The 13511-nt window shown below is 71.6% G+C and carries 10 protein-coding genes and 1 tRNA gene; 10 read left to right on the forward strand and 1 reads right to left on the reverse strand.

The genetic code is table 11. The features are described from left to right. Positions 1-48 precede the first annotated feature (48 nt). Both DFP74_RS14325 and DFP74_RS14330 read left to right on the forward strand, forming a co-directional pair. Positions 49-123: transfer RNA gene (locus DFP74_RS14325), tRNA-Asp, on the forward strand. 69 nt (positions 124-192) lie between these two features. Beyond that, on the forward strand, positions 193-918 hold the full coding sequence (locus tag DFP74_RS14330) for an rRNA methyltransferase (RefSeq protein ID WP_121182156.1): 726 nt from the start codon (positions 193-195) through the stop codon (positions 916-918). A 72-nt stretch (positions 919-990) separates the two neighbouring features. Here DFP74_RS14330 and DFP74_RS14335 read toward each other — a convergent pair whose 3' ends face one another. Beyond that, complete coding sequence (locus tag DFP74_RS14335; protein ID WP_121182157.1) at positions 991-2181, reverse strand: nitrate/nitrite transporter; 1191 nt, start codon at positions 2179-2181, stop codon at positions 991-993. 184 nt (positions 2182-2365) lie between these two features. Between DFP74_RS14335 and DFP74_RS14340 the strand changes: the two genes are divergently transcribed. From DFP74_RS14340 to DFP74_RS14375, 8 genes are all read left to right on the forward strand, one after another. Continuing rightward, positions 2366-6049, forward strand: coding sequence for a nitrate reductase subunit alpha (locus tag DFP74_RS14340; RefSeq protein WP_121182158.1), 3684 nt, complete (start codon positions 2366-2368; stop codon positions 6047-6049). Further along, complete coding sequence (gene narH / locus DFP74_RS14345; RefSeq protein WP_233570985.1) at positions 6049-7797, forward strand: nitrate reductase subunit beta; 1749 nt, start codon at positions 6049-6051, stop codon at positions 7795-7797. Before DFP74_RS14340 ends, narH begins: the two co-directional genes overlap by 1 nt. Then, positions 7794-8558, forward strand: a complete 765-nt coding sequence (gene narJ / locus DFP74_RS14350) for a nitrate reductase molybdenum cofactor assembly chaperone (protein WP_121182159.1) — start codon at positions 7794-7796, stop codon at positions 8556-8558. Before narH ends, narJ begins: the two co-directional genes overlap by 4 nt. 26 nt (positions 8559-8584) lie before the next feature. Next, on the forward strand, positions 8585-9310 hold the full coding sequence (narI, locus tag DFP74_RS14355) for a respiratory nitrate reductase subunit gamma (protein WP_121188253.1): 726 nt from the start codon (positions 8585-8587) through the stop codon (positions 9308-9310). A gap of 104 nt (positions 9311-9414) precedes the next feature. Beyond that, complete coding sequence (locus DFP74_RS14360; RefSeq protein WP_121182160.1) at positions 9415-10353, forward strand: DUF5996 family protein; 939 nt, start codon at positions 9415-9417, stop codon at positions 10351-10353. A gap of 178 nt (positions 10354-10531) precedes the next feature. Further along, on the forward strand, positions 10532-10819 hold the full coding sequence (locus tag DFP74_RS14365; RefSeq protein WP_121188254.1) for a GNAT family N-acetyltransferase: 288 nt from the start codon (positions 10532-10534) through the stop codon (positions 10817-10819). Between the two features lie 173 nt (positions 10820-10992). Next, a complete protein-coding gene (locus DFP74_RS14370) occupies positions 10993-12489 on the forward strand; it encodes a sodium:alanine symporter family protein (protein ID WP_121182161.1) in 1497 nt (498 codons plus the stop codon). A gap of 187 nt (positions 12490-12676) precedes the next feature. Next, positions 12677-13276 (forward strand): GNAT family N-acetyltransferase, encoded by a 600-nt coding sequence (locus DFP74_RS14375; protein ID WP_121182162.1) that lies wholly within the window; start codon positions 12677-12679, stop codon positions 13274-13276. Positions 13277-13511: the final 235 nt, after the last annotated feature.

Genomic DNA, 13511 nt, shown 5'->3' on the forward strand with positions numbered 1-13511 from the left:
CCGGGTACGAAGTACTCCAAAGTCGCGCTAGAGTTGTACACGCAGCGAGGTCCTGTGGAGCAGTTAGGAGTGCTCGCCACCCTGTCAAGGTGGAGGCCGCGGGTTCAAATCCCGTCAGGACCGCAGAGGAGAAGGCCCGGCGTCTCAGGACGCCGGGCCTTCGCTGTTGTGGGGAAAGTCGAGGGGGCGGTTGTGGTCTACCGGTACGCCACGGAACGGGCGGACCACTCGGCGCTGGCCAGCGGGAACGTGCTGCGGTCCGCGCCAGGTTTTCCCGGGTTCCCGGTGCGGTTGGCCAGCGAACTGTTCCAGCGTGGTCTGGCGCACGTGCCGCAGGACCGGGTCCGGATGTGGGACCCGTGCTGCGGCAGCGGCTACCTGATGACCGTGCTGGGACTGCTGCACCGGGACCGGATCGTCCACGCGCGGGCCACGGACGTGGATCCCGACGCGGTCGCCCTGGCCGTGCGCAACCTGGCCCTGCTGACGCGGGACGGGCTGGCCGAGCGCGAGGAGGAGCTGCGCCGCTCGGCGCTCGACTTCGGCCGGGCGGAGTTCGTCGGGCGGGCCGAGACCGCCGGCGCCCTGGCGGCGGGCCTGGCCTCCATGGGCGGCGACCTCCCCCATGAGACGGCCGTGGCGGACGTGTTCACGCTCTCGGAGCAGGTCGAGGCCGACCTGGTGGTGACGGACGTGCCCTACGGGGATCTCACGCACTGGCAGGGCGCGACCCCCGCGGACGACCCCATGCGGGCGCTGCTGAGGTCCCTGGGCCGTGTCCTGCCCCCGCACGCCGTGGTGGTGGTGACCGCGCGCACCCGCCGGGTGGTCCTGCCCCCCGCGGTGCGTGCCCTGGAGCGGGTGAAGGTCGGCAACCGCGCGGCGGTCCTCGTGCGCGCCCGCGACGTGGCGCCCTGACCCGGATCCGCCCCGCCGCCGCCCACAGCCTGTGGGCGGCGATCGAGAGCCCGCGCGGCGCACCGGCCGTGCTCAGGTCTGGCGGAAGGCCCGCGAGGTGTACAGGGCCACGGCGACCGAGACCGCCGCGAGCAGGACGAACCCCAGCGTGTACTCGCCCGTCGCCTGGTAGACCGCGCCCATGAGCAGCGGCGGGAAATACCCGCCCAGACCGCCGGCGGCGCCCACCAGACCGGTGACCGTGCCCACCCGCGAGGGCTCCACCAGCTTGGCGACCAGGGCGAACACGCCGCCGGTGCCCAGGCCCAGCGAGATCGCGATCAGGACGAAGGACAGCCCCGCCGGGAACTCCGCGGGCGGGTGCAGGGCCAGCACGATGGCGAACACGCACGTGCCGAGGAACGAGGCCAGGCACACGCGCACCGGCCCGATGCGGTCCGAGAGCACACCGCCGACCGGACGCGCCGCCACGGCCGCGATCGCGAATCCGGCGGTGCGCATGCCCGCGTCGGTCTGCGCGAAGTCGTAGGCGGTGGTCAGCAGGGTCGGCAGGTAGGTGGAGAAGGCCACGAACCCGCCGAACGCCACCGCGTACAGCAGCGACGCCTGCCACGTCGCCTTCAGCCGGACCGCCTCGCGCATGCGCGGCAGCGCCGCACCCGTCCGGGGCCGCCAGTCCGGCGCGTCGCGGCTGAACGCCCACATGAGCGCGCTCACGGCGGCCAGAGCCGCGCACATCAGCAGGTGCGTGGTGAACAGGCCCAGCCGCTCCACCAGGAGCGGCGTCAGGAAGGCCGAGAGCGCGGTGCCCCCCATGCCCGCGCCGAACACCCCCGTGGCGAAGCCCCGGCGGCCGGGCTCGAACCAGGCGCTGACGAACGGGATCCCGACCGCGAACGACGTGCCCGCGATCCCCAGGAAGAACCCCCACAGCAGCAGCATCCCGTACGAGTCGCCCGAGACGCCCACCAGGAAGGTCGGCACGATGCTCACCAGCCCGACGGCCGTGAACATCACCCGCCCGCCGTAGCGGTCGGTCAGCGCGCCCACCGGGATCCGCCCCAGCGACCCCACCAGGACGGGGACGGCCACCAGGAGCGACGTCCGCGCGGGGCTCAGGTCCAGGTGCTCGGTGTAGGTCCGCGACAGCGGGGCCACCAGGTTCCACGCCCAGAACGTCAGGGCGAACGCCGCCGTCGCCAGGGCGAGGTTGCCGTTCGCCGTTCCGGTACGTCCGGACGCCTTTCCCACTTCCGCTCGCATACGGCCCCCTTCTCGTGGTTTCGCCACGATTGTCACTTGATGCGGTGTGGGAAGTGGGAGTCCGCCACTTCGCGAGGCATATTCATGAACGGAACGTGGGAAGAACTGGAGCCGGAGGCTCTCGGTTGGCCGACTGTGGCTCGTCCCTTCCGGGCGGTGTCCAGGTAAACGGGGTGTGTTCGGAATGGCGGCACGAGGTCAAGCCGGTGGGGCGGGTGACGCGCTGTTGCGCGCCGGGTCCTACCTCACCCGGTCGGAGCCCCTTGACGGGACGAGAGCCCAGGTCAGGCAGGGTGGCCGAGAGGGCGACGTGTTCTACCGGGACCGCTGGAGCCACGACAAGGTGGTCCGTTCCACCCATGGGGTGAACTGCACCGGATCCTGTTCCTGGAATGTCTATGTCAAGGACGGGATCATCACCTGGGAAACTCAGGCGACCGATTATCCGTCGGTGGGGCCGGACCGTCCCGAATACGAACCGCGCGGTTGTCCGCGCGGCGCCGCGTTCTCCTGGTACACGTATTCGCCGACCCGTGTGCGCTATCCCTACGCCCGGGGCGTGCTCCTGGAGATGTACCGGGAGGCACGGGAGCGGCTGGGCGATCCCGTGGCGGCGTGGGCGGAGATCACCGCCGACCCCGACCAGCGGCGCCGCTACCAGCGGGCGCGGGGCAAGGGCGGGCTGGTGCGCGTCACGTGGGAGGAGGCGCTGGAGATCGCCGCCGCCGCGCACGTGCACACCATCGCCGCCTACGGTCCGGACCGCATCGCGGGCTTCTCCCCGATCCCGGCGATGTCGATGGTCTCCCACGGCGTCGGCGCGCGGTTCGTGAACCTGCTGGGCGGTTCGATGCTGTCGTTCTACGACTGGTACGCCGACCTGCCGGTGGCCTCACCGCAGGTCTTCGGGGACCAGACCGACGTGCCGGAGTCGGGGGACTGGTGGGACGCCGCCTACCTGATGCTGTGGGGCGCCAACGTGCCGGTCACCCGGACCCCGGACGCGCACTGGATGGCGGAGGCGCGCTACCGCGGCCAGAAGGTCGTCGTGGTGGCGCCGGACTACAACGACGCCGCGAAGTTCGCCGACGAGTGGCTGGCTCCGCATCCGGGGACCGACGGCGCGCTGGCGATGGCCATGGGACACGTGGTGCTGCGCGAGTACTTCGTGGACCGCCGCACGCCCCGTTTCGACGCCTACGCGCGCAAGTTCACCGACCTGCCCTTCCTCGTGGACCTGGAGGAGCGCGACGGCCGCCGCGTTCCCGGCAAGTTCCTCACCGCCGCCGACCTGCCCCGGAACGAGGAGACCGCGAACCCCGCCTTCAAGCCGCTCTTCTGGCCCGAGGGCGAGTCGTGGCCCGTCGCCCCCCAGGGGACCCTCGGGCACCGCTGGGGCGAGGACGGGGTCGGCAAGTGGAACCTCGACCTCCAGGGGCGCACCCCCGCGCTCACCTTCCACGAGGAGGGCGCCGAAGCGGTCGAGGTGGCCCTGCCCCGCTTCGACGAGCCCTCCGGCCGCGGCGGCGTGCTCACCCGCGGCGTCCCGGTCCGGCGGATCGGCGACCGCCTGGTCACCACCGTGTTCGACCTCCTGCTCGCACAGTACGGGGTCGCCCGCGAGGGCCTGCCGGGCGTGTGGCCCACCGGCTACGACGACCCCTCCCAGCCCTGCACGCCGGCCTGGCAGGAGGAGATCACCTCCGTGCCCGCCGACCGCGCCGCGCGCATCGCCCGCGAGTTCGCCGACACCGCCGAGGCCAGCGGCGGGCGCGCCATGATCGTGCTGGGCGCGGGCACCAACCAGTGGTTCCACGGCGAGAACGCCTACCGGGCCTTCCTGTCGCTGCTGCTGCTCACCGGCTGCCAGGGCGTCAACGGCGGCGGGTGGGCGCACTACGTCGGCCAGGAGAAGTGCCGCACCTCGTCCGGCTGGGCGGCCTACGCCTCGGCCATGGACTGGTCGCGTCCGCCGCGCTTCATGGCGGGGACCGCGTACTGGTACCTGCACACCGACCAGTGGCGCTACGACACCTACCGCGCCGACGCCCTGACCTCCCCGCTCGGACCGGGCCGGCTCCGCGGCCGCCACACCGCCGACCTCGTCGCGGCCTCGGCCCGGATGGGCTGGATGCCGTCCTACCCGACCTTCGACCGCAACCCGATCCAGCTGGGCCGCGAGGCCGAGGAGCGCGGCGAGGACCCCGGGGAGTACGTGGCCGACCGGCTCGCCGACGGCACGCTCCGGTTCGCCGCCGAGGACCCCGACGATCCGCGGAACTGGCCCCGGACGCTCACGGTCTGGCGGTCCAACCTCTTCGGCTCCTCCGCCAAGGGCAACGAGTACTTCCTCAAGCACCTGTTGGGCACGCACTCCAACCTCCAGTCGACGCCGGCCGGGCCCGACGACCGGCCCGAGGACGTCGCCTGGCGGGACGGGGCACCCGAGGGCAAGCTCGACCTGCTGCTGTCCCTGGACTTTCGGATGACCAGCACTACCCTGCTCTCCGACATCGTGCTCCCGGCCGCGACCTGGTACGAGAAGCACGACCTGTCCACCACGGACATGCACCCCTACGTGCACGCGTTCAACCCGGCCATCGACCCGCCGTGGGAGGCGCGGACCGACTTCGAGGCCTTCCACGGGCTGGCCCGCGCCTTCAGCACCCTGGCCGCGGAGCACCTGGGCGAGGTCACCGACCTCGTGGCCGTCCCGCACCAGCACGACACCCCGGGCGAGCTCGCGCAGCCGCACGGCGTGCCCACCGACTGGAAGGCCGAGGGCGTGCGCCCCGAGCCGGGCCGCACGATGCCCGCCATCGTCCCGGTGCGCCGCACCTACTCGGCCGTCGCGCAGAAGCTGGCCGCGCTCGGCCCGCTGGTGGAGACCCTGGGGATCCCGGTCAAGGGCATCACCTTCACCCCCGACGAGGAGGTGCGGTGGCTGCGGACCGCAGGCGGCGAGGTGCGCGGTGGCGTGGGGGAGGGGCGGCCGTCACTGGACACCGACGCCAAGGCCTGTGAGGCGATCCTGGCGCTGTCGGGGACCAGCAACGGGCGGTTGGCGGCACAGGGGTTCGAGCGCCTGGCCGAGCGCACCGGCACCGACATGGCCGAGCTCGTCGCGCACGCGGCGGAGCGGCGGGTGGTCTTCGCCGACGCCCGGTCCGGTCCCACGCCGGTGGGCAGCAGCCCGGAGTGGTCCGGCAAGGAGGCGGCGGATCGTCGGTACTCGCCGTTCACGATCAACGTGGAGCACGACAAGCCCTGGCACACGCTCACCGGCCGCCAGCACTTCTACGTCGACCACGACTGGATGCACGAGTTCGGCGAGGCGCTGCCGGTGTACCGGCCGCCCCTGGACATGCACCGGCTGTTTCGCGAAGGGGAGATCGGCCCGCACGGGGAACGGCAGGTGGTGGTGCGCTACCTGACGCCGCACTCCAAGTGGTCGATCCACTCGGAGTACCAGGACAACCTGCTCATGCAGGCGCTCTCGCGGGGCGGGCCCACGATCTGGATGAGCACGGCCGACGCCGAGGCGATCGGGGCCGTGGACAACGACTGGGTGGAGGCGGTCAACCGCAACGGCGTGGTCGCGGCGCGCCTGGTGGTCTCCCACCGGATGCCGACCGGCACCGTGTACATGCACCACGCCCAGGAGCGGGTGGTGGACGTGCCCAGGACCGAGACGACGGGGCGGCGGGGCGGGATCCACAACTCGCTGACCCGCCTGCTGGTCAAGCCGACCCACCTCATCGGCGGGTACGCGCAGTTCACCTACGCCTTCAACTACCTGGGGCCGACCGGCAACCAGCGCGACGAGGTCACGGTCGTGCGCAAGCGGACCACGGAGGTGCGGTTCTGATGACGGACGGCGACGCGCGCGGCGGACAGCGGCCGATCGGCCGGGTCATGGCGCAGGTGGCCATGGTGATGAACCTGGACAAGTGCATCGGCTGCCACACCTGCTCGGTCACCTGCAAGCAGGCGTGGACCAACCGCGGGGGGATGGAGTACGCCTGGTTCAACAACGTCGAGACCAGGCCCGGCCTCGGCTACCCGCGCACCTACCAGGACCAGGACCGGTGGAAGGGCGGTTGGGTCCGTACGCCGCGGGGGCGGCTGGTGCCCCGCGCGGGCGGGCGGCTGCGCCGGCTGGCGACCATCTTCGCCAACCCCGTCATGCCCTCCATCCAGGACTACTACGAGCCCTGGACCTACGACTACGACACCCTGCTCAACGCGCCCCTGGGCGACGACTTCCCCGTCGCCACCCCGCACTCCGCGCTCACCGGGAAGCCGATGGAGGTCACCTGGAGTGCCAACTGGGACGACGACCTGGGCGGGGGACCGGAGCTCGCGGGACGGGACCCGATCGTGCGCAGACTCGGTGAGCGGGTGCGGTTCTCCTTCGAGGAGACCTTCATGTTCTACCTGCCGCGCATCTGCGAGCACTGCCTCAACCCGAGCTGTGTGGCCACCTGCCCGAGCGGCGCGCTGTACAAGCGCGAGGAGGACGGCATCGTCCTGGTGGACCAGGACCGCTGCCGGGGCTGGCGCATGTGCGTCACGGGCTGCCCCTACAAGAAGATCTACTTCAACCACAAGACCGGCAAGGCCGAGAAGTGCACGTTCTGCTACCCGAGGGTGGAGGTGGGCATGCCCACCATCTGCTCGGAGACGTGCGTGGGCCGGCTGCGCTACCTCGGCGTCGTGCTCTACGACGTGGACCGGGTCGGCGACGCGGCCGCGGTCGAGGACGAGAAGGACCTCCTCCAGGCGCAGCTGGACGTGTTCCTGGACCCGTCCGACCCGGCCGTGCGCGCCGCCGCCCGGCGCGACGGCATCCCCGACCGGTGGGTGGAGTCGGCGGCCAGGTCCCCGGTGTACGCGCTGGCCAAGCGCTTCGGGGTCGCGCTGCCGCTGCATCCGGAGTACCGCACCCTGCCGATGGTCTGGTACGTCCCACCGCTGTCGCCGGTGGTGGACGCGCTGGCCTCGACCGGCCACGACGGCGAGGACTCCGGCAACCTCTTCGGCGCCATCGACACCCTGCGGATCCCCGTCGAGTACCTGGCCGAGCTGTTCTGCGCGGGCGACTCCGAGCCGGTCACGCGGGTGCTGCGGCGGCTGGCCGCGATGCGCTCCCACATGCGCCGGATCAACCTGGGCCAGGAGCGCGACGACTCCATCGCCGCCGACGTCGGCATGACCGGACGCGAGATCGAGGACATGTACCGGCTCCTCGCCATCGCCAAGTACGACGACCGCTACGTGATCCCCACCGCCTACGGAGTCGACGAGGCCGACCGCGGCGTCATCGACGAGGTCCGGTGCGGCCTGGACTTCGACGGCGGACCGGGCATGGGCGGTATGGGCGGCACGACCGGGGGAGCGCCCTTCGGGGAGTCCTCCGGACGGCCGGGCGAGGCGTCCGTGGAGACGTTCCACGCGTTGCGCGACCGGCAGACCAGCGACGGGAGGGCGGCGCGGCCGGGCCGCGTCAACCTCCTCAACTGGGACGGCAACGGGCGGCCCGACGGACTGTTCCCGCCCCGCACGACCGACGACGGCGACGCGGACACCGGAACCCGGAAGGGGGAGCGAGGATGAGCGACACCACCACCAGTAGCACCGAGGGCACCGACGCCGGAGGCGAGCGAGGCAGGGGCTCCGGCGCCGCGCGGACGCCCACCGGACGCGCCGCTCGGCGCGCGCACCGCACCGCGGTGACGCGCCAGGCCGCCTCGGTCCTGCTGGGCTACCCGGACGAGCGCTTCTTCGACCGGCTGCCGCTGGTGGCCCGCGCGGTCGCCGGGATCCCGCGCGGCGCCGTGCGCGAGGCCCTCGACGAGTTCTGCGAGTACGCGACCACCACGCCCGAACTGGAGCTGTGCGAGCACTACGTGGACGTCTTCGACCTCCGCCGGCGCAGGACCCTGCACCTGACCTACTACACCGACGGCGACACGCGGCGGCGCGGCCACGCGCTGGCCGAGGTCGCCGGGGTCTACACCCGGGCGGGCTGGCGGGTGAGCGCCAACGAGCTCCCCGACCACCTGTCCGTGGTCCTGGAGTTCGCGGCCAGGGGCGACGCCGCCGCGGGGGAGGAGCTGCTGGCGCGGTTCCGGCCCGGTCTGGAGATGCTGGGCACCGCCCTGCACGCCCACGGAACCGTCTACGCGCGCGTGGTCGACGCGGTCCGGCTCACCCTGCCGTCGCCGCGGCGGGGCGACCGCGAGGCCGCCCGCCGGCTGGCCGCCCAGGGGCCGCCCGCCGAGGCCGTGGGCCTGGAGCCGTACGGCGTCGGCGTCCCGCTCCCGCTGACCGACGTGACGGGGCGCGGCGGGGGCGGCGGGGGCGGTGAGCGGTGAGCGAGGACGTCGGACTGCTCGACCTCATGCTGTGGGGCGCGCTTCCCTACGTCGTGATCGCGGTGGTGGTCGGCGGCCTCGTGTGGCGGTACCGCTACGACCGGTTCGGGTGGACCACCCGGTCCTCGGAGCTGTACGAGTCGCGGCTGCTGCGCGTGGGCAGCCCGCTGTTCCACTTCGGGCTGCTCGTGGTGATCGCCGGACACGCGGTGGGGCTGCTCGTCCCCGAGCCGTGGACGCGGGCGCTCGGCGTCTCCGACCACGCCTACCACCTGCTGGCCCTGTCGGCGGGCCTGGTGGCGGGGTTCTGCACGCTCAGCGGGATCGTGCTGCTGGTGTGGCGCAGGCGCACCGTCGGCCCGGTGTTCAGCGCCACCACCCGCAACGACAAGCTCATGTACCTCGTGCTGGTCCTGGCCATCGTCACCGGGCTGGCCATGACCGTCTACTTCGCCGGTGTGGCGGTGGCCGGGGGCCAGAGCGAGGACTACCGGCGGACGGTGTCGGTCTGGTTCCGGTCGATCTGGCTCCTGCGGCCCGACGTGGCGGCGATGAGCGCGTCGGGGGCCACGTACCAGCTGCACGTCCTCATCGGACTGGCACTGTTCGTGCTGGTGCCGTTCACCAGGCTCGTGCACGCCTTCAGCGCGCCCGTCGGCTACCTCTTCCGCCCCTACGTCGTCTACCGTTCGCGCGACCGCCACCCGGGCGGAGCCGGGCACGCGCAGCGGTCCGACCGGCGGGGATGGTGAAGCCGGCGCGTGCGCGGCGGTCCCGAGCCGCGGCGGTCCCGAGCCGCGGCGGTCCCGAGCCGTGTCGGCGCCGACGCGCCGGCCCCACAGAGACGGAGCACAGGATGGAACTCTTCCCGGACTTCCCACTGGAGTCCTGGTACGACACGAAACAGACCCTGCACCGGTTCGAGCAGATCGTCGGCAAGGTGCGGAGGGAGCACAGCCCGCGCCGCAACCACTGGTGGCACGTGCCCTTCCACGTGACCGGGTCCGGCCTCACCTCCCGGCCGATGGGGCTGGCCGACGGCAACCCGGTGTTCACGGTCGACTTCGACTTCGTGCGCCACCTGCTGGTCGTGCGGACCATCGACGGGCAGGAGGGCTCCTTCCCACTGGCCGGACTGAGCGTCGCCGACTTCTACCTCCGGTTCCAGTCGGCGCTGGACGGTCTGGGGGTGGACGGGTCGATCACGCGGGCGCACCCCTTCGACCTGCCGGACTCCGAGCGGCCCTTCATCCAGGACCACGAGCACGCCACCTACGTCCCCGAGCACGCCACGCGCTACTGGCAGGTGCTGAGCCAGGTCAACCTGGTGCTGGAGGAGTTCTCGTCCGGCTTCTCCGGCAAGATCAGCCCCGTGCACCACTTCTGGCACACCTTGGACATCGCCGTCACCCGTTTCTCGCCGCACCCCGTGCCGCAGCCCAGGGAGGTCGGTCACCTGGTGCGGGAGGCCTACTCGCGGGAGGTCGTGAGCTCCGGCTTCTGGTTCGGCGACGACACGGTCCCCGAGCCCTGCTTCTACTCCTACACGGCGCCCGAACCGGACGGGCTGGAACGGCAGCCGCTGTCCCCGGCGGCCGCGGAGTGGGTCGAGAGCGGAAACGGGCACCTGGCGCTGCTGCGGTACGCCGACGTCCGCCGGATGCCGGACCCGCGCGCCTCGGTCCTGGAGTTCATGGAGAGCTCCTACCGGGCGGGGGCGTCCCTGGCCGGGTGGGAGATCTCGGCGCTGGCGTGCCCCGGCGGAGTCACCGACCCCTACGCCGTGCGGGGGTGACGCCGCCCCGCTCCACCGGGTCCGGCCGAGGGTTCCGAGGGCACCGCCGGCGCGGATCGCGCGGCGGGATCGCGAGGCCGTGGCCAGGACATCGGGCTCCTTGGTGATCAGCGCGGACTTTCCGGGTAGAAATGCCTGGAACGCTGGAATCCGACTACGGAAGCGGTCACGGATGACCATGGATCTGACGGTCGAGGACGCGCGGGAGCGGTCGAGGTTCGAGGTGAGCGTGGACGGGAAGCTCGCGGGGTTCTCCGCCTACCACCTCATCGACGAAGGGGTGCTCGCCCTGCCCCACGTGGAGGTCGACCCCGCCTACGAGGGCCGGGGGGTGGGCAGCGCGCTCGTGCGGGAGTCCCTGGACGACATCCGCGCGCGCGATCTGCGGATCGTGCCGATCTGTCCGTTCGTCCGAACGTTCCTGAAGCGGCACCCCCAGTACGCGGACCTCGTTCACCAGGGCTGATCCGGGCGATGCACGGGGGTTCGGCGGGGCGAACCAGGACGTAGTTCCGTATAACGGAACTATCACCGAAAGGACAATGTCCGGACAAAGACTGTCCACATCGTGATACGAGCCACTTCCTCGGGTATGGGTCGGCGGTTGTCCCTCATCCTGAGCGAAGGAGCTCGACCCCCGTGTTTTCCGCAGACGCAGCACCCGCCCTCAACGCGAGTCTCACCGAGGCCGTAGGCGGCGTCAACGACGTTTTCTGGGCTTGGATCCTGATCCCCTTGCTCGTGGTGGTCAGCCTCTACTTCACCTTCGGATCGGGCCTGGTCCAGATCCGGATGATCCCGGAGATGTTCAAGGTCGTCAGAGGCGAACCAGAGATCGCTCCGGACGGTAAGAAGGCCGTCTCCTCGCTCCAGGCGTTCATGATCTCCGCCGCGGCCCGTGTGGGAACGGGCAACATCGTCGGCGTGGCCGTGGCCATCTCCCTCGGCGGCCCCGGCGCGGTGTTCTGGATGTGGGCGATGGCGCTGATCGTGGGCGCCGCCAGCTTCGTGGAGTCCACGCTCGCCCAGCTCTACAAGGTCCGCCACCGCACGGGCTACCGCGGAGGTCCCGCCTACTACATGGAGCGGGCGCTGGGCCAGCGCTGGCTGGGCGTCCTGTTCGCGATCATCCTCATCCTGACCTTCCCGATGGTCTTCAACGCGGCGCAGAGCAACACCATCGCCGGCGCCGTCACCAACTCCTCCGACACCCTGGGCATCGGCTCGGGCCTGTGGCTGTCCGCCGCCGTCGGCGTCGCGGTCGTCGTGGCCACCGCCCTGGTGATCTTCGGCGGCGTCCGCCGGATCGCGCACACCGCCCAGGCGCTCATCCCGACCTTCGCGGCCATCTACGTCGTCATCGGCCTGGTCATCATGGCGATGAACTACCAGGCGGTCCCGGGTGTGTTCGTGATGATCTTCGAGCACGCGTTCGGCATCCGTGAGTTCGGCGCCGCCGCGCTGGGCACCGTGATCGTCCAGGGCGTGCGCCGAGGCATGTTCTCCAACGAGGCCGGTCTGGGCTCCGCCCCCAACGCCGCGGCCAGCGCGTCGGTCACGCACCCGGTCAAGCAGGGCCTGGTCCAGACCCTGGGCGTGTACTTCGACACCCTGGTGCTGTGCACGGTGACCGCCTTCATCGTCCTGCTGGGCCGGGGCGACGAGCCGCTGGACGGGGGCCTGGAGGGCGACCTGGCCCAGCACGCGGTCATGTCGTCGCTGGGTCCGTGGGCGCTGCACCTGATGACCGTCATCATCATCCTGGTCGCGTTCACGTCGGTGCTCGGCAACTACTACTACGGCGAGTCGAACATCGAGTACCTGACGCGCAACGAGAGCGTCATGTTCGGCTACAAGGTGGTCTTCCTGATGGCCACCATGCTGGGCGCCCTGGGCTCGATCGACCTGGTGTGGACGCTGGCCGACACGACCATGGGCATGATGGCGCTGGTCAACCTGGTGGCGATCACGCCGCTGGCGATGATCGCGTTCCGACTGCTCAAGGACTACAACGCGCAGCGCCGTGAGGGCCGCGACCCCGTGTTCACGCGGGACCGCCTGCCGGGGCTGAAGGGCGTGGAGTGCTGGGACCCGGCCACCGAGGGCGCGGAAGCGGCCGAGGAGACGCGGGCCTGACGCGAACGTGAGGCAGGGGCGGATTCCTTCGGGGTCCGCCCCTGCCGTGTCCGACGTGCGACAAAGGCCCCGAAAGGGGCCATGGCGGGGCGTTCGCGGACCGGCGTGTTCTTTCGGTCACGGCGAATCATCGCTAGTGTTCTGCATCACAGTCGTGGCGGCCAGTGTGTCTCGTCGAGGGAGTCCGATGTCCATCGTCTCAATCGAGCCCGCCACCGCCGAGCGGTGGGAAGATCTGGAGAACCTGTTCGGACCGACCGGAGCCTACGGGCACTGCTGGTGCACGTTCTTCCGAAGACGGGCCAAGGACCACACCGCGAGCACCTCGTGCGAGCGGTCGAGTCGGGGGGTGGACAACAAGGAGGAGCTGCGGCGGCTGACCCTGGAGGGGCGCGTGCCGGGGCTCCTCGCCTACGACGAGGACGGCCCGTGCGGCTGGGTGTCGGTGGCGCCCCGGGAGGACTTCATCCGGCTCTCGCGGTCGCGCTCGCTGCGGCCGGCGGACCCGCGCGAGCCCGGTGTGTGGTCGCTGGTGTGCTTCTGGCTCCCGCCGCGGCGCCGCCGGCACGGACTGGGCAGCCGCCTCCTGGACGGCGCGATCGACTATGCCCGTTCCAACGGCGCCCGGGTGCTGGAGGCCTACCCGGTCGACACGGCGGGCGGGCGCGCACCGAGCGCGGAGGTCTACACCGGGACGGTGGAGATGTTCCGCCGGGCCGGCTTCAGTCTGTCCGGCCACCATCTGAGCGAGCGCGTGGTGGCCCGCCTGGAGCTCAAGACCGAGTAGTCACGCCCCCGGACGCCGCCCCCACCGGCCCCGGAACAGGAGTGGCCCGGCCCCACACCGGCGCCCCCGCCCCGCATTCGTCCCCCACCGCCCGACCACGTCCCCCGCACATCCCCTGAACCCCCATCCCCCCGCTCCTCCTCATCTCCTCATCGCAGGCCCCCTCGGGATCCGGATCCGTCCGGACGCGACGGGGGCTTCTTTACCGGTCATTGGTACCCCCCTGGGGTACTGT

It is taken from the genome of Nocardiopsis sp. Huas11 (genome assembly GCF_003634495.1).
Lineage (GTDB): Bacteria > Actinomycetota > Actinomycetes > Streptosporangiales > Streptosporangiaceae > Nocardiopsis.

What these genes read in the sequence shown, in the direction of transcription:
- DFP74_RS14335 (WP_121182157.1), bottom strand. Translation starts at nt 2,181, where the DNA reads ATGCGAGCGGAAGTGGGAAAGGCGTCCGGACGTACCGGAACGGCGAAC.
- DFP74_RS14340 (WP_121182158.1), top strand. Translation starts at nt 2,366, where the DNA reads ATGGCGGCACGAGGTCAAGCCGGTGGGGCGGGTGACGCGCTGTTGCGC.
- narH (WP_233570985.1), top strand. Translation starts at nt 6,049, where the DNA reads ATGACGGACGGCGACGCGCGCGGCGGACAGCGGCCGATCGGCCGGGTC.
- narJ (WP_121182159.1), top strand. Translation starts at nt 7,794, where the DNA reads ATGAGCGACACCACCACCAGTAGCACCGAGGGCACCGACGCCGGAGGC.
- narI (WP_121188253.1), top strand. Translation starts at nt 8,585, where the DNA reads ATGCTGTGGGGCGCGCTTCCCTACGTCGTGATCGCGGTGGTGGTCGGC.
- DFP74_RS14360 (WP_121182160.1), top strand. Translation starts at nt 9,415, where the DNA reads ATGGAACTCTTCCCGGACTTCCCACTGGAGTCCTGGTACGACACGAAA.
- DFP74_RS14365 (WP_121188254.1), top strand. Translation starts at nt 10,532, where the DNA reads ATGGATCTGACGGTCGAGGACGCGCGGGAGCGGTCGAGGTTCGAGGTG.
- DFP74_RS14375 (WP_121182162.1), top strand. Translation starts at nt 12,677, where the DNA reads ATGTCCATCGTCTCAATCGAGCCCGCCACCGCCGAGCGGTGGGAAGAT.